We start from the raw sequence: 15,286 nt of genomic DNA, 5'->3' as shown, positions 1-15,286 counted from the left end.
CCTTCGGGCGGCCTGGGAGGCCCTCATGGCAGAGGCGACCATTGGCACTGAACGCGGAGAGATGCCTGCCTACATTTCGGTACCGGCTGGCGAAGGTCCGTGGCCCGGCGTCGTTGTTATCCATGACGCACTCGGCCTGAGCCGTGATACCCGCGGACAGGCGGACTGGCTGGCCGGCGAGGGCTACCTCGCGGTGGCACCGGACCTGTTCTACTGGAGCAGCAGGGCGGGGTGCCTCTGGTCCCTGATCCGCGGCTGGCGTCCGCTCGGTGACCTGGACCGCGCCCGCGCATGGCTGGCCGCACGCGATGACTGCACAGGCAGGATCGGGGTCATCGGGTTCTGCATGGGCGGAGGCTTCGCCCTCATGCTGGCCCCCGATCATGACTTCGCTGCGGCCAGCGTGAACTACGGGGGACTGGACGGCGCAACGGCGCGGACGATGCCCCGCGCCTGCCCGATCGTTGGCAGCTACGGCGCCAAGGACCGCTGGCCGGGGGTACGCAAGGTGCCTGCCCGGCTGGAGCCGCTGCTCGCCGCCGCCGGGGTGGACCATGACATCAAGGTCTACCCCGGCGCAGGCCACGGCTTCCTCAACCAGCACGGCCCTTCGGATCTGACCTTCGGGGACACCCTGCTCGCGAAACTGGTGGCGGCCGGCTACCACGAGCCCTCAGCCCGGGACGCACGCCGGCGCATCCTCGCATTTTTTGGGCAGCACCTGAGCCCTGAGGGGGAGACACGATGACACTCCGAGCACCGCATTGGGCGTTTCGCAGCCGGAGCTACCACCGCTGCAGCCGGTGTTGTGACGGCTTACCTGGCACTTGTGCGGCCGCGCGAATCTGTGCGCGGTGGCTCAAAGGGGTACATAGCCGCAACACAACAATGACGGAGAGCGCTATGCCCGCGGTGCCCGGAACGGTCCGGCCTGTCCGTTTGCCGGGCCTGACTGGTCGTACCGGGACCGACCGTTGCGCCCACTCTTCCCACGGGTGACCGGGCGGTCCGAGGGCGGCCCCGGGGGTCCGGACAGCCTGCGGGCATCCGCAGGCTCCTCCACGCTCCGCAGCTGGAGTTCCTGCGTGACGAGCCTCAGCAGGTCCTGGGCAGCCTCGGACCTGTCGAGCTCGAAACACTGCTTGAGTGTTGCCTGGAGCCGAAGAAGCTCGGCGGAGGGCAATAGCGGCCAGCGCCGGAACGTGCCGAAGATCTGCGCGGACGGGACGCCTTGAGGAACCTGGCGGTAGATCGTCAAGCCGCCAACTCCCGCGGAGGAGCGGTTTGGCGGGGCACGGGGGCACGTGCGTGGATATGAGCGAGGGTGGGTTCCACGAAAGAGGTGACGACGACGGTGCCGGAATCCGTGTTCACGGCAAGGTTGCCATCCAGTTTGCTTGTCATAGACACTATCTCTCTACGAATCAGATACGGCCGCTGACTGACCTCTTTCAGAGTACTGGCCCCCGCCTGTGCGGCGTCACATTCCTTGTAACAGAGGGGGCGCCGCAGCATGTCCCGGCATGGGTCCGAAGATCCGCCGGGGCACCTGCCGCTCAGTCCCGATCAGAATCCCGTCGATCCGAATCCCGATCAGAATCCCGTCGATCCGAATCCCGATCAGAATCCCGTCGATCCGAATCCCGTCGGCCAGCATCCTTTCGACCATTATCCTTTTCATCGGGCTTCTTCGTCATCGACTCGGGCGGCGGCGGAAAGGCCTCGGCGGGATAGAGCCCCGCGACCTCGAGCATGTAATTCGCCCACTGCGGGCCGGCGAGCATGTAGCCGTCGATGCTCTTGAAGAACTTGCCGTTGACGGTGATGTTCTGGCCGGGCCGTTTTTGTCCTTCCAGCGCGTCGCCGAAGAAGGACGCGGTGGCCAGGCCGCTGGTGTAGCCGACCACCCAGGTGGCGCCGTTGGTGTTGGACGTGCCGGTCTTGGCGGCGACCGGGAAGCGGCTGTGGACCTTGGGTTTGATGTAGACGCCGGAACCCTTTTTCAGCACGTCCTGCAGCACGGAGTTCACGCCGCGGGCAACGCTGGGCTTGATGGCGTCACGGCAGGACTTGGTCTGCGCCGGGAGCTGCTGTCCCGCCGCGTCGGTCACTTCCACAATGGCGACCGGCTCGCAGTACTTCCCGTCATTGGCGAACGTGGCAAAGGCATTGGCCAGCACCAGCGGCGCCACCCCGATCGCCCCCAGCAGGTTGCCGAGCTGGTGCATGTTGACCGGGGCGTTATCCAGGCCGCTGTGGATTCCTGCGGCATCCACCATCTTCTGGATACCGCAGAAATCCAGCTGGGCGGCCTCCGCGAAGGTGGCGGTGTTGATGGAGTTATACAGGCCGTAGTCGACGCGCATTTTGCGGTAGTAGCCGGCGTCGTTGTTCTGCAGGTCCTCCGCCGCCCCGCGGTTCTTCTCCTTTGTGTTGTAGGCGCCGAGCACCTTGCCGCAACTGGATTTCCACTTGAAATCAAGGGGATAGGTCCGCCGGGAGGCATCCACGGTGGCGGCCAGGGACTTGCCCTCCTGCAGCCATTCCGCGAGGGTGAACGGCTTCATGGTGGACCCGGGCTCGAACCCGCCGGCGCCGTTCAGGTCGTTGCCCTTGGCGTCCTTGGAATCGACGTTGAAGTTCAGTTGGGTGTCGAATTTTCCGTCCTCGGGAAGGAATACGGTGTTTTGGGCCATCGCCAGGACTTTCCCCGTCCCCGGCCCGATGGAAACGAGCGACGCGCCCCACTTGTCGGGGTTGGCCCCGGCCGTGGCATCGACCTGTGCCTGCGCGGACTGCTGCAGCCGGCTGTCCAGGGTAGTGGTGATGGTCAGCCCCCCGCGGAACAGCTTTCTTACCCGGGAAGCAAGGTCGACGCCGTAAGCCGGGTTGTTGAGGATGAGGTGCGAAACGTAGTCGCAGAAGTACGGTGCCATTTCCGCGCCGGCACACCCTTGTTTCCCCGGGTTGAGGGCGAGCTCCACCCCCGTGGCGGCGGCGGCGTCGTGCTCCGCCTGGGAGATCCTGCCGAGGTCGAGCATTGCGTCGAGCACGTGGTTGCGTCGCTGGATGGCGTTGTCGGGGTAGATGGCGGGATTGTAGAAACTGGGGCTTTTCACGAGGCCGGCGAGCAGGGCAGCCTGCGGCAGGGTCAGGTCCTTGGCTGTGGTGCTGAAGAAGTGGCGCGACGCGGCTTCAATGCCGTAGGCGTCCCGGCTGAAGAACACGATGTTGAGGTAGCCCTCAAGGATCTGGTCCTTGGTGTACTTCTTCTCCAGTTCGAGTGCGAGCCGCATTTCCCGCACCTTGTCGCCGACGCTCTTTTGCCCGTTGAGGACAATCCGGTCGCCCTTGTCAGCCGACACCAGGGACTCGTTGAGAATGTTGGTGACATACTGCTGGGTCAGGGTGGAGGCGCCCTGCCTGCCGCCGCTGGTCAGGTTGGATGCCAGAGCCCGAAGAATTCCCTGCGGGTCGATACCCGCATGCTCGTAGAAGCGGCGGTCCTCGATGGCGACAATCGCGTCCCTGATGTGCGGGGACATCTGGTCCAGACTGACTTTCACCCGGTTCTCCGCGAAGAAGGTGGCGATCGTCTTCCCGTCGGCGGTCAGGACCCTGGTGGATTCCGACGGCGGATCGACCGTCAGTTCCGCGGGGAGGCCGTTGAAGAACCCGACCGATCCTTTCAGGGCAACACTGGCTCCGGCGACCCCGGGGACCACGAAGCTGGCGACCAGAACACCGCAGATCACGCTCACGGTGAAGTATCCGAGCACGCCTCGGAGGGCCTTGGCCAGTCGCGATCCGGGTCGAGCCATGCCCTGAACCTAGTGGCTTCCCTCCGGCCGGCACGTCATCCGAAAAGGATGGTCCCGCCGTCCAGGTATTGGCCCCATGCAGGAATGTGTTGAACGCCCCGCCAGCGCGTAGTACCGTGACAGGAAGTGTCAATACGCATCACAAGCACTCGGGAGAGATTATGGCTACTGTGACACGTCGACTGGTTGCCGTCACGGCGGCGTTGGCCTTGAGCGTAACGGCCGGCACTGTCGCCAGCCCCGCCTTCGCTGATCCGAGGGAGACAGTCAAGACCCCGACCGCCACCGGGTACGGCGGCGCCGTGAGCACCGTGGACCCGCAGGCGTCCGCCGCTGCCCTCGAGGTCCTCCGCAAGGGCGGCAACGCGGCCGACGCCGCCGTCGCCGCAGCCGCGACGCTCGGGGTGACCGAGCCCTACAGCGCCGGGATTGGCGGCGGAGGCTACTTCCTGTTCTACGACGCGGAGACCGGCGAGGTCGGCACGATCGACGGCCGCGAGACCGCACCGGCCCGGATTCCGCGAGACGCGTTCATCGACAAAACGACCGGAAAGCCCTACCCCTTCACTCCCGAGCTCGTCACGAGTGGCGTCGCCGTCGGCGTTCCCGGCACGCCGGCCACTTGGGAGCGAGCCCTCGACCGCTGGGGCTCTGTGAGCCTCGGTGAGGCCCTCAAACCCGCCATCAAGGTGGCGACCCGAGGCTTTGTGGTCGACGAGACGTTCCGCCAGCAGACCCTCGACAACAAGGTCCGCTTCGAGGCGTTCACCTCGACCAGCAGCCTCTTCCTCTCGGGCGGGGACGCCCCCGCCGTCGGAAGTATCTTCCAGAACCATGACCTCGCCGCGACCTACCGGCTCCTCGCAAAGGAGGGCACGCGCGGTTTCTACAGCGGCCCGCTTGCGGCGGACATTGCGGCGACCGTCCAGGCTCCGCCCAAGACTGCCGACACCATGCTGCCCGTCCCGGCCGGCCACCTGACGACGGCGGATCTCGCCGCATACCGTGCCCTGGATCAGGAGCCCACGAAAGTGGAGTACCGCGGCCTGGACGTCTACGGCATGGCGCCTTCCAGCAGCGGCGGCACCACGACCGGTGAGGCGCTGAACATCCTGGACACGTTCAACCTGTCCGGGATGTCCACCGCAGGCGCACTGCATCACTACCTGGAAGCGAGCGCTCTTGCCTTCGCTGACCGGGGGAACTACGTAGGAGACCCGGCATTTGGCGGCGTCCCCACAGCCGCGCTCACCGACCCGCTGTTCGGCAAGGAGCGCGCCTGCCAGATCGACCCGCTGGCCGCCGCTGTGAAGCCCGTGCTGCCGGGGGACGTCTCCTCGTACGACGGCGTGTGCCCCGCTGCCGCCGCGGCGCCCGTGGACGAAAAGGACACCGAAAACATCTCGACGACGAACCTGACAGTCGCGGACAAGTGGGGCAACGTGGTCGAGTACACGCTCACGATCGAGCAGACCGGCGGGTCCGGCATCGTGGTCCCCGGACGCGGTTTTTTGCTCAACAACGAGCTGACCGATTTTTCGACCGTGTACGATCAGGCCGACCCGAACCGTATCGAGCCGGGGAAGCGCCCCCGCTCTTCCATGGCGCCCACCATCGTCCTCAAGGATGAAAAGCCGTTCCTCGCACTCGGCTCGCCCGGTGGTTCGACCATCATCACGACCGTCCTGCAGACGATCCTGAACCGGGTGGATCTGGGCATGAGCATCTCTGAGGCCATCGCGGCACCCCGTGCCTCGCAAAGGAACACGGCCAAGGTCACGGCCGAGCCGGAGTTTATCGCGATGCACGGCGAGGAGCTCACGCCGTACGGCCACAACTTCACGCCCTCGGGTGACGCGTTTACCTCGGCAGCAGAAATAGGGGCCGCGACCGCCATTGAGTTCCTGCCCGACGGGCGCATGGTCGCAGCGGCCGAGCCCGTCAGGCGCGGTGGCGGATCCGCGATGGTACTCACACCGTCGCCGAAGCCGTGACACGGGGCGGGAAGGGTCAAGTGCCGGATCCACAAAGGCCGGGGGAGAGCCCTATCTCGTGGTGCTGCATCCATGCAAGCATGGGGGCTCACCGAAAATGCGCAGGAAGTGGACTCGATGAAATCCAACGAATTGCTGCTCGACGCCTTCGCCCGGATCCGCGAGACCGTGGCCGCAACTCTCGAAGGGGTCGACAACGAGGCGCTTGTCCGCCGGCCCGCAGGGAACGGTAACTCGATGGCGTGGCTGATCTGGCACCTCAGCCGGGTCGAGGATGCCCAGCTGGCCTCGGCCGCCGGCCTCGAACAGGTCTGGACCGCGCAGGGGTTTGCCGGCCGATTCAACTTGCCGCTTTCCGGACGCGACACCGGGTACGGCCATACCAGCAGCCAGGTCGACGCTGTGAAGGCCCCGCCCGAGCTCCTGTTCGACTACTACGACGCCGTTCACCGGCAGACCGTGATGTTCGTGACGGGCCTTGGCGATGCGGACCTCGACCGCGTCGTCGACACCCGTTGGGATCCGCCCGTCACGCTCGGGGTGCGGCTGGTCAGCACGATCGCCGATTGCCTCCAGCACGTGGGGCAGGCAGCGTATGCCAGGGGGTTGAACCCCGCGTCTGCAGTCTAGGAGGCCAGCAGTCCAGGAAACGCGCAGACTAGGAATGGTCGGTGCCCGAGGTGCCGCCCTGCCCGTCCCTTGCAGCGGCAACCAGGCGATCAAAACTGGCGGTCCCGTTCTCCGGGGGGACCACGGTGAACACTGCGAACCATTTCTCCGGCGCATTTGGCCCCACCGCTGCAAGCCGTTCGACGTGCAGGTTCAGCCCGGGCACCCCGCTAACGAGGAGCGGCAGCGGTTCGCCGCTCCGGATCATGCGACGGAAATCCTTGACCGACAGCAGGTCATCAGAGGTGCCCGTCACCTCGGCGATCGTGTCGTTTACCCTCTTGGTCAACCCCGTCATGAATCGTCTCTGGCTCGAGACCGAGGGACCCGTCAGGAGCGCCGCGACGACCACCGTGAACAGGACAACGGCACCGAAACTCCTGAGTCCATGAATGAACATCATCAGGATGAGGCACAGGAACAAAGCAAAGGCACAGGACGTAACGAACCGGACCACGGGGTTTTCGCCGGGTTTCTTTGACCAACGGACAAGAGCGACAGTGCTCTGACGGGACTGATCGTGCGGTGAATTGTCCATGACTAGTACCCCTTCACTTCCATAAGCGCTTCAGCCAGGGCGACTGCCTGGCGTGCGTCCTTGAGATCGCTCAGCAGACCCCGGTCTGGGAGGGCTGAGGTGGCCACGGTTGAACCGGCGAGGGCCGAAAAGACGGCACTCAATTTTTCGCGGTCCTGTGACAGCAGCCGGGACGAAGTCAGTTTGACCCTGCTCAGCTCAAGCTCCATCAGTGACTTGTCGATAGCCCCGCGGCGCCCCTGCATCACCGATATCGTGTCCCTGAGGCGCTGTTCACGGTCGCGGAATATCGATTCCATGGTTACCGCGACGTCGTGGAGTTCACCCAGCGCGGTATAGGACTGCGGCGAACCGGAGTGGCGGGCGAGCTGCCCGCTGACGTGGAGACGCCGTCGTGCCCATTTCCGCACGGCGGACTCGTAGGGTGCCAGGAGCAACGAGACGGCCGCCAGGGCCTTGTCCAGCGACGCTGCCCGTGTGCTCAGGCTGGTAGTGGCGGCATCCAGCCTCGTCAGAAATGCCTCGTAATTGTCCTGGTTCGGGGGTGGGTTGGCCTTCATGGGCCACTCGCACACTGCGGGGCCGCGCCACCCTGGCAATCCCGCCCAGGGCGGCCGGAATTCCGCCGCCGACATCCGCCCCCAACTCTCATGGCAAGAGACTAGAGGCTCCGGGCGCGTTGTCATAGGGTCCGGCGTTCGCCTGCGCCAGGAACCCCCGGGGCGTCCACAGTGTTTGCGCGGACCTTGACACTGACTTTCGCGGTCATCGAGACTGAAAGATCCAGGCTGCGCACCGAGGCTAGGGATGGAAAGACAATGACCAGTACAGGCTCGTTCGTGATTGTGGTTGGTTTTGACGGTTCCAGGAATTCGCAAACTGCGTTGAGGTGGGCCATGGACGAGGCCCAGCAGCGCAACGGCCAGCTCCGCCTGGTCACGGCCTGGAGCAAACCGCCGCTGTCCTGGTTTCCGGCAGTACTGGAAACGGCCGCCGGCGAAATCGTGGCGGAGGATTCCCCGCAACAAATCGCAGAGACGGTCCAGGCTGATGCCCTGAAAACCGCAGAAAGCGAGGGCGTGGCCGCCACCGGGCAGGTCGTTCACAATGATTCGGCGGCGTCGGCAATTATCGATGCCGCCAAGGACGCGGATCTCGTCGTGGTGGGCGCCCGCGGGCATGGCGGATTTACCGGCCTGCACCTGGGTTCGGCGGCCACCCAGATCATCACTCATGCACCGTGTTCGGTCCTGGTCGTCCGCTCGAAGTCTTCCTGAAGTACGGGGCGCCGGCACAACCCTTTTTGCTTGAATCCAGGGACCCTCCCGCAACCCGTTGTCAGTGCGCGGGGGAGGGCCTACGATGTGGCCACAGCCCCGCTGCGGGGACCAACTCCGGGACCCGCCCTCAAAGAGTTCTGGACACATTTTCGGATGCCCGAGTCCGGACATCTCGGGACAGGATAGATCATGGCCAAATATCTGTTTGAAGCGAATTACGTGGGCGAGGGCATCAAAGGCCTCATGCGCGAAGGGGGCACGAAGCGCCGTGATGCGCTCGTCGACGCCCTCAAATCCGTCGGCGGCTCGCTCGAATGTTTTTACTACGCCTTCGGGGAGACCGACGTGCTGGGGGTCTTCGAGGTGCCGGAGCCCTCCGACGCGGCCGCGCTGTCGCTCATGATCAATGCCACAGGAACCGTGAACGTGCGGCTGAAACCCCTCATGACGCCGGAGGATATTGACGACGCGGCAAGGAAAACACCGAGCTACCGGGCACCCGGGCAGTAGGACCCCGGGCCCGGCCAAAAGCTTCCGGGCCCGGGCCATGTTTAGGTAAGCATTCCGCAAGCTCTCCGGCAAGAGGGCGCCCTGCGGCGTGACGCACGGACTGCCGCGCCTAGGAAGCGGCGCGCGCGTCCAAGCTCCTCAGCGCGGCGGCGGGCGACGCCGTCGACGTCACCGCCGTCGTAGTGATCGTGGCGCCCAAGACGCTGACTATCAAGGCGGCCCCGGAACAGGTGAAAGTACTGACGGAGCGGCCGCGGCCGTTGTGCCGGGGGACATGGCACCGGAATCCTGCCGTACCCGGGGACGCGGTCATAATCCAGCGTAACTTCGCTGGCCTGCGGTCGCTGGTCGATCAGGCCCGACGACGGCGGGCGGCCTGGGTGCTGGGCGTTCCCGCCGCCGGGTTCGTGATGCTGGTGACCGGAGGACCGCTGGGCACGATCATCCAGGCGCTGACGGGCCGCTGAGCTGCGTTGCCTTCGCCGGTTCGTTCACGCTGCGGACAATTACGGGTCCCGCGGCATGCGGGAGAATGGTCTCATGAGCGATGCCGGCGATTTCATAGATCTTGCGCTGCAGCGTGAGTCGTCGTGGAGCCGCGCGGAGGAGTCCGAGGGGCGCTACGGCAGCGGTCAGCGCTACTACGGCGCGTCGGTCGGAGCCGTGCGCGCAACGGTCCGCGATGCCCTCCGGCGCCACCCGGGACTGACGCACGATGACATCACCGCCCTTAGCTCCGAGTTATGGGAGGCGCCCGTCTTCGAACGCCGCCTCGCCGGCGTCGTGCTCCTCCAATCCAGCGTCCGGCTGCTGACCAACACGGACCTGACCCGGATCGAGGGCTTCGTGCGGAGCGCGCGGCTGGGTGCGCTCGTCGATCCACTCGCCGTCGACGTCGTTGGGCCACTGATCGCGGGGCTCGATGTGGTCGGCAGGGTGCGCGCGGACAGTGTCCTGGACCGGTGGGTGCGGGATCCCGACGGCTGGCTGCGCCGGGCCGCCCTGCTGTCCCCGCTCCGCGCGTTCCGTGCCGGTGCGGGGGACTGGTCGCGGTTCGTGCGCCATGCCCGTCTGGTGCTGGAGTCCCCGCCCCAGCGCGCTGACGTCGACGACGACGACGGGGTCGCCGCCGGGGCGGTCTCCCTCGTGCTCGCCGAGACGGCCAGGCACCGCCCGGAGCTGGAATTCTGACCGGCGAATCCTGCCGGGCGTCCGGTACTGCTCCGCCCGCTACTGCTCGGCGGCACATTGGCGGCGGCGCCGATACCCTGTCACCGCCGCCATGCTGTGTTCATGGGGCTACTACTGTGCGGCGTTTGCCCGTTCGATCAGCCGCATAACGCTCGTGAGCGTGGCGGCATAGCTGGGATCGGTGGCGTACCCGGCAACAGCCACCGCGTTGGCGAACGCGTAGGGGGCTTCGGTGTGGTCGAAGGCTTTGCGGTAGCGGGCGTTCCGGCGCAGGAAGGCGCCGTGATCGGCAAAGGATTCCTCAGCCGAGCCGTACGCCCGGAACCAGTCCATGACGAGATAAACGAACCGGCCGTTCGACGGCGTCACCGAGATGACCCTGGGAAACGTCCCGTTGGGGTGGCTGAGGACTTCGCGCGTCTGCAGGAGCTGCCGCTGCGACTCCGGGACCGAGGTCTTGGCCTTGATGCCGAAGAAGTTGAACCGCGGTGCCTTCCTGCCCCAGCCCGACTCCAGAGCAGCCTGCCCGAGGGTCACGAGCCAGGGGACGCCGTTGTTGGCCTGCGAGCGCTGGGCGTGCGGGGCGTAGCGTCGAACGAAGTCGGCCACGTGGGCGGGCACCGCCGAAGCCTTCCCCGGCGGGCTCGGGGGGCTCGGCGGCGGCTTGGGCTGCGGTGGTGCATCTAATCCGCTGATCCCTGGGACGGTGCCGGAGAACAGGGGACTGGGGTTGCGGGCACCTTCCCAGCTGAGGTCAACGTGGATGTGGTCGATGTGTTTGTTGGCCCCGGGGTAGGGCCGCCAGCCTTCGGTGCGCCGTGCCCAGCTCCACTGGTTGTGGTTCCAGATCAGGTAGGCCACTTGGAGTTCGACGGCGTTGCTCTGCAGCCAGGCGACATAGGCGTCCGCCTGGGCCCTTTCGATCGGGCCGTTCACCATCGCGTGCAGGTCCACTGACCGGCCCTCGCCGTGCAGCGACGGTGTGCCTGCCTCCGTTTTCCGGCAGTTGAAGGTGCCAGCGTGGCGTCCGGTGAGCCGGCGCCACTGGTCCGCCATCGCCCGGGCCCCGGGCTGCTCGCCGGTGGAGCATTTGGTGAAACTGCCGCGCACCACGCGGCCGGCGGCCCGGTCGGATTTCAGCGGCGTCGGCGCAGCTGCCGGAACCTTACTGCGGTTCCTCCGGTACTCGTTGATCTCAGCGACCGCGGCCTTGCCCGCAGCCCCCGGGAGGTAGGTCCAGGACGTCCAGGTTCCCCGCACGTCAATATGGGCGAAGCTGGCCCCGATGCCCACTCCAATGCCGTCCCCCAGGGCGTCGACGGCGGCCTTGGCGATCGCCATGCCCGTCATTCCCGCCACCGTGATGTCCGCGGCCTGCCCGCTGCAGTGCCGGCTGAGTGTCGGCGTCTTCGGCGGGCTGCTGCGCCGGTAGACGGCGACGTTGCGGTCCCAGGACCGGTAGCCGGAGGTGATGCGTACCGGCCTGCCGACCCGGTCCCGGAGCTTCTGCAGGGCGGCGACCAGGAGCGGGGAGATCCGCGCCTTGTCAGCGTACTGGTTGCCGCTGAAGACCAGCTCACCCACGGTGAAGTTGGGGGAGAGCTTGAGTGCCCGCACACCGGTTCCGGTCTCGTAGAGCGGCAAGCCGGTGTTGTTGGGATCCCAGTGTTCCTCGCCCTTGCCGGTCTTCCCCGAGGTCGGGCTCAGCGCCTGTCCGGACGGGAACGCCTCATGCTCGCCGATGTCCTCAGCCTCGGCTTCCGCTGCCGCCAGCTCCCATTCGCCGGCCTCAGCCTCCGCCTCTCCGGCAAAGCCTTCCCCGGGCTCGGACTCTGCCTCCCCGGCGGAGCCCGCGTAGTCCTCGAAGCCCTCGAGAGCCGCGGCCTCGTAGACCCCGGCCGCCCCGGTGTCTTCGGATTCGGCCCGTTCGGATTCGGCGATGTCCGCTTCGGAGAATGCGGAAGGCCCCTCGAAGCGGAACCCGCTCTCTCCGAAGTAGAGCTGTCCGGCGTCGGCCTCGTCCAACTGGTCGACGCCGGCCAAGCCTTCGGCAGACATTCCTTCCGGTACGTCAGCTTCCCGCGCCGTGGCGTTGGCCAGATCTGCCGCCGGGTCTGCCAGCAGACGCCAGCCGAAGCGGCGGGGGATGTCGTTGTGGGCTGTCCGGGTGGCTTCCACCCGGAAGGCCGGCGATGACCCCAGGCCTTTCAGGGCGGTGGCCACGCGCTGGCTGTTCCGGGCTGTCGGTTCACCGCTGCGGTAGATGACCCGCAGCGCTCCCGAGCCCGCCTGGTGGCGCCGTCTGGCCCACTGGATCAGGGCGGACGGATCCGAGTAGAGCGCGTCGAAGGTGAAGACCTCATCCGGGTCAGTGTGTTTCAGAACTGCCATGAGCGCCGCGCCGCCGCCGGAGTGGGCCGTGAGGATCAGTTTGCCCTGGCTGATGCTGGCGCCGGTGCGGGCGTTGAAGGCCTCCAGCGCGGACGCTATCAGCTTCTTGAGGCCGTTCGGCTTGACCAGCTCCGGAAAGGAGTAGCCCGCTCCGCTGTTCCCGCCGAAGTAGTGGCCGCGCGGCAGCACGGCCAGCGTGGGGCGGATGCTGCCGGGCGTCGAGGGATTGCCGGGATCGGCGAAATCCAGTCCGCTGGCAGGCTCCTTGTCCCGGAGGAGGCTCATCCTGTCCCGGCGGCCGGAATAGCCGTGGAAGTGGACCACAATGTCCACCGTCCCGGTGCGTGGCATGCTGTTCCACTTCAGCACCAGATCCGGGGCAGTTCCCCGGTGGGGGCGCAGCAGGGGCAGCCGGTCCACCACGAGCCGGCCCGCCCCGATGTCCCCGCCCGCGGCCTCCTCGCGGCTCTCGCGCTCGCCGGCGACGGCCTCTTCGGCGGCAGGCGATTCAAGCTGAGCCAGGTCTGCCTGCACCTGCCACGTCAGGTTTTCCTGTTCCTCCTCCGACTCGTTCCATGTCAGGGCGCTGTAGGCGTCCTCCGCCACGTGGTCCGCCTGCCCGGCGTCGCGTTGCGCCGGTCCGCCGGCCAGGGCCTCGTCCATTGCCTCAGCGGGTGCCGGACCGTCGGTGAAGGAGAAGACATCCTCCTTCACCGGCCAGTTGGGCTGTTCACGTTCGGTCTCCCCGTCACCGTTCAGCGAGAAGACCTGGGTAGCCGTGTAGTCCTCCATGACATCTTCCTTACCGTGTTAGACCCGGGTCGATTTGCCGTTGGGCGAGGGCGCCGAGAAGACCGGTGCGGCCGCCGTCGGAGTCGGTTCCGGGAGGCGAAGCGGCTGGGTGGGCCGCTTGGAGTCAGGGCTGACCGAGACCACCGTTGGATCCTTGATCCGGGTGCCGGTGGCCGACTGCCACAGGTCGATAACCCGGATCATGGCGTCCGCAACGACGGGGTTCGGGACCAGATTGGAGTGATAGAGCATTTCCGCAGCCGTTTCCGAACTGAACGCCCCGTTTTCGATGAACCACATGAGCGGGGACAACAGCCCGGCGAGTTCAAACAGTTCCCGGGACTCCCGCGGCGGGGTGATCCCCACGCGGGCCCCGATCGCGGCCAGGCGGTCCGCGGCATTGCCGCTGGCCCCGGCCTCAGCCTTAAGGTCCATGACCACGCTGGTGTCGTATTCCACCGTGAGATGGAACCAGCTGAGCATCGTGACGTAGGCGTACTCCTCCTGGGCCAGCATGCCGCCGCGGCGCCGCATCGTAAGCATTTCCGCGATCGACTGGCAGAGATAGGCGATGTAGCTCCGATCCGTCGCGTTCGGCCCGCCCTGGTTCCGGTCATTCAGGATGCCCTGCCAGACCTGGCGGAGCAGCTCTTCAAAAAGGTCGAAGAAGCGGGTGTTCGAGCCGGCGCCGACGTCGCGTTTCCACGGCTGGCCCTCCAGCGGGGCGCCCAGCGGCGGATGGGACAAGTCCCGCCCAAACATGCGCCAGTACGCGTTGCGCCGGTTGACCCGGGCGTCCGGCCGAAGCTGGCTGGAGACTCCAAGGATGTGGAAGGCCGGTGGATCCCGGAAGAAGAGTTCCTCGGTGTGCCTCGCCCAGAGCAGCGTGGGAACGGTGGGAGGAGCCAGCGTTTCCCCAACCTTGTAGCGGCGCACTACCTCGCCGAGAATCTCGACGATGCCGGTGTTTTCCAGCAGGAAGGCGTAGATGAGGTGGTCCCACGGCAGCGGTGTTGTGGTGCCCAGCGGATTGGGCCCTAGGTAGGCCGGCGGGATGACGGTTCCGGTGCTGATGCCGGCGGGCAGCGAGGTCAGCAGCCCGGGTGGCATCTTCAGGCCATCCACCACAGCCTGGTTTCCGACGATGGTGCTTGGGAGCGTGGGTGGAGCGGGAAGATACCTGACCAGACCGTTGACGGCGAAGGCTTCTTCAAGCCACCGGCTCAGCTGGATGGGATTGTGGGCAAACACCACTTCCGGACTGGGAGTGGCGGCGGTTGTCAGCGTGGGGTCAACGACCAGTCGGGCGAGCGTGCGGAACATTGTGGGGCCTCCAAAGTTTTCTGGTATTCAGCGCCGAAATGGAATGCCCAGCGCAATAGGAGTTGCTTGGCCGTCGAGTAGCTCGACGTACTGCACCTGGTCGGAATCGAGGCCGAGATAGCCATTGCTGACATCGTCAGCGGGCACCTGGTCCCTGGGGCCTTCGAGGAACTTGACCACCACGGTTTCGGTACCTTCAGGCAACGGCGCCACGAACTTAAGCAGGTACGGCGACGCGGACTTGGACTCCCCGGCGCCGAGGATCTCAGGCGACGGGATAAGGGTGTTTTCACGCTGCGAGCCGATTCTTTTCCGGCTGCCCAGGACGCTGGAGAGGGCATTGAACTGCAACGCCAGCAGCAACTGCTCTGGATCTGCATCGATCACACGGGGTCCGCGGCGGTCCCGTTTCCTCGGCTCGGCCTTCCGTTCGATTTCCTGGCGCAGCGCCTCGTCGGAGGCCTGCCGCGAGCTTCGCTCGGCGAGCAACTCCTGCACCAGGGCTATGTCCGTCTCCTTCAGCCGCAGCTGCTGGGCCAGCAGCGCATTTTGCTCGTTGAGGACCTGCCTGATCGATCCCGCCATTTCCATACTGAAGTCGCGGGCGGCCTCCCGGATCGCCTGGGCTGTGGCCTCCTGGCCCGGTGCGTTCCGGGCGGAGGCTTTTGCGGGGCCCCTGGCCGTGACTTTGGCCTCTGCCGGTTTTGCCTGCTCCGGTGAACCCGCCGCACCGGTGTCTTTCTGGTCCATTTCGATGTCACTTTCCTTCCGGTGTTG

At 66.3% G+C, this 15,286-nt stretch carries 14 protein-coding genes; 7 read left to right on the top strand and 7 right to left on the bottom strand.

Going from position 1 to position 15,286, the window contains the following annotated elements; genetic code table 11:
- The first annotated feature begins 25 nt into the window (after positions 1–25).
- Complete coding sequence (locus ABIB29_RS06075; RefSeq protein WP_354170967.1) at positions 26–748, top strand: dienelactone hydrolase family protein; 723 nt, start codon at positions 26–28, stop codon at positions 746–748.
- 153 nt (positions 749–901) lie between these two features.
- Here the strand turns inward: ABIB29_RS06075 and ABIB29_RS06070 are convergent, their stop codons facing one another.
- Together ABIB29_RS06070 and ABIB29_RS06065 are read right to left on the bottom strand one after the other, a co-directional pair.
- Positions 902–1,258 carry a hypothetical protein gene (locus ABIB29_RS06070; protein WP_354170965.1) on the bottom strand — a complete coding sequence of 119 codons (357 nt, stop codon included), beginning with the start codon at positions 1,256–1,258 and terminating at the stop codon, positions 902–904.
- 298 nt (positions 1,259–1,556) lie between these two features.
- A complete protein-coding gene (locus ABIB29_RS06065) occupies positions 1,557–3,821 on the bottom strand; it encodes a transglycosylase domain-containing protein (RefSeq protein WP_354170964.1) in 2,265 nt (754 codons plus the stop codon).
- Positions 3,822–3,982: 161 nt separating this feature from the next.
- On the opposite strand from ABIB29_RS06065, the gene ggt reads away from it, so the two are divergent.
- Positions 3,983–5,815, top strand: coding sequence for a gamma-glutamyltransferase (gene ggt / locus ABIB29_RS06060; protein WP_354170962.1), 1,833 nt, complete (start codon positions 3,983–3,985; stop codon positions 5,813–5,815).
- A gap of 117 nt (positions 5,816–5,932) precedes the next feature.
- The gene (locus ABIB29_RS06055; protein ID WP_354171105.1) at positions 5,933–6,445 is read left to right on the top strand and encodes a mycothiol transferase; all 513 of its coding nucleotides are present in this window, start codon (positions 5,933–5,935) and stop codon (positions 6,443–6,445) included.
- 28 nt (positions 6,446–6,473) lie between these two features.
- Here ABIB29_RS06055 and ABIB29_RS06050 read toward each other — a convergent pair whose 3' ends face one another.
- Together ABIB29_RS06050 and ABIB29_RS06045 are read right to left on the bottom strand one after the other, a co-directional pair.
- Positions 6,474–7,022, bottom strand: a complete 549-nt coding sequence (locus ABIB29_RS06050) for a hypothetical protein (protein ID WP_354170960.1) — start codon at positions 7,020–7,022, stop codon at positions 6,474–6,476.
- Between the two features lie 2 nt (positions 7,023–7,024).
- Entirely contained in the window at positions 7,025–7,582 is a 558-nt protein-coding gene (locus ABIB29_RS06045; protein WP_354170958.1) for a hypothetical protein, read from the bottom strand.
- A 336-nt stretch (positions 7,583–7,918) separates the two neighbouring features.
- Here ABIB29_RS06045 and ABIB29_RS06040 point away from each other — a divergent pair, with 336 nt between their 5' ends.
- From ABIB29_RS06040 to ABIB29_RS06025, 4 genes are all read left to right on the top strand, one after another.
- On the top strand, positions 7,919–8,299 hold the full coding sequence (locus tag ABIB29_RS06040) for a universal stress protein (protein WP_502915556.1): 381 nt from the start codon (positions 7,919–7,921) through the stop codon (positions 8,297–8,299).
- A 192-nt stretch (positions 8,300–8,491) separates the two neighbouring features.
- On the top strand, positions 8,492–8,812 hold the full coding sequence (locus ABIB29_RS06035; RefSeq protein WP_354170954.1) for a GYD domain-containing protein: 321 nt from the start codon (positions 8,492–8,494) through the stop codon (positions 8,810–8,812).
- A gap of 230 nt (positions 8,813–9,042) precedes the next feature.
- Positions 9,043–9,279: a hypothetical protein gene (locus tag ABIB29_RS06030; RefSeq protein ID WP_354170952.1), complete on the top strand. Its 237-nt coding sequence runs from the start codon at positions 9,043–9,045 to the stop codon at positions 9,277–9,279.
- 73 nt (positions 9,280–9,352) lie between these two features.
- The gene (locus ABIB29_RS06025; RefSeq protein WP_354170950.1) at positions 9,353–10,003 is read left to right on the top strand and encodes a DNA alkylation repair protein; all 651 of its coding nucleotides are present in this window, start codon (positions 9,353–9,355) and stop codon (positions 10,001–10,003) included.
- A gap of 111 nt (positions 10,004–10,114) precedes the next feature.
- Here the strand turns inward: ABIB29_RS06025 and ABIB29_RS06020 are convergent, their stop codons facing one another.
- Genes ABIB29_RS06020 through ABIB29_RS06010 form a run of 3 tightly spaced genes read right to left on the bottom strand, consistent with a single transcriptional unit; the run spans position 10,115 to position 15,259 of the window.
- Positions 10,115–13,186: a glucosaminidase domain-containing protein gene (locus tag ABIB29_RS06020; protein ID WP_354170949.1), complete on the bottom strand. Its 3,072-nt coding sequence runs from the start codon at positions 13,184–13,186 to the stop codon at positions 10,115–10,117.
- Positions 13,187–13,204: 18 nt separating this feature from the next.
- On the bottom strand, positions 13,205–14,509 hold the full coding sequence (locus ABIB29_RS06015; RefSeq protein WP_354170947.1) for a hypothetical protein: 1,305 nt from the start codon (positions 14,507–14,509) through the stop codon (positions 13,205–13,207).
- Positions 14,510–14,536: 27 nt separating this feature from the next.
- Positions 14,537–15,259: a hypothetical protein gene (locus ABIB29_RS06010; protein ID WP_354170945.1), complete on the bottom strand. Its 723-nt coding sequence runs from the start codon at positions 15,257–15,259 to the stop codon at positions 14,537–14,539.
- Positions 15,260–15,286 lie beyond the last annotated feature (27 nt).

The organism is Arthrobacter sp. UYEF36 (assembly GCF_040547025.1).
Lineage (GTDB): Bacteria > Actinomycetota > Actinomycetes > Actinomycetales > Micrococcaceae > Arthrobacter.
The sequence above is the reverse complement of the archived record's forward strand: the minus strand, read 5'-3'. Positions and strand labels throughout refer to the sequence as shown.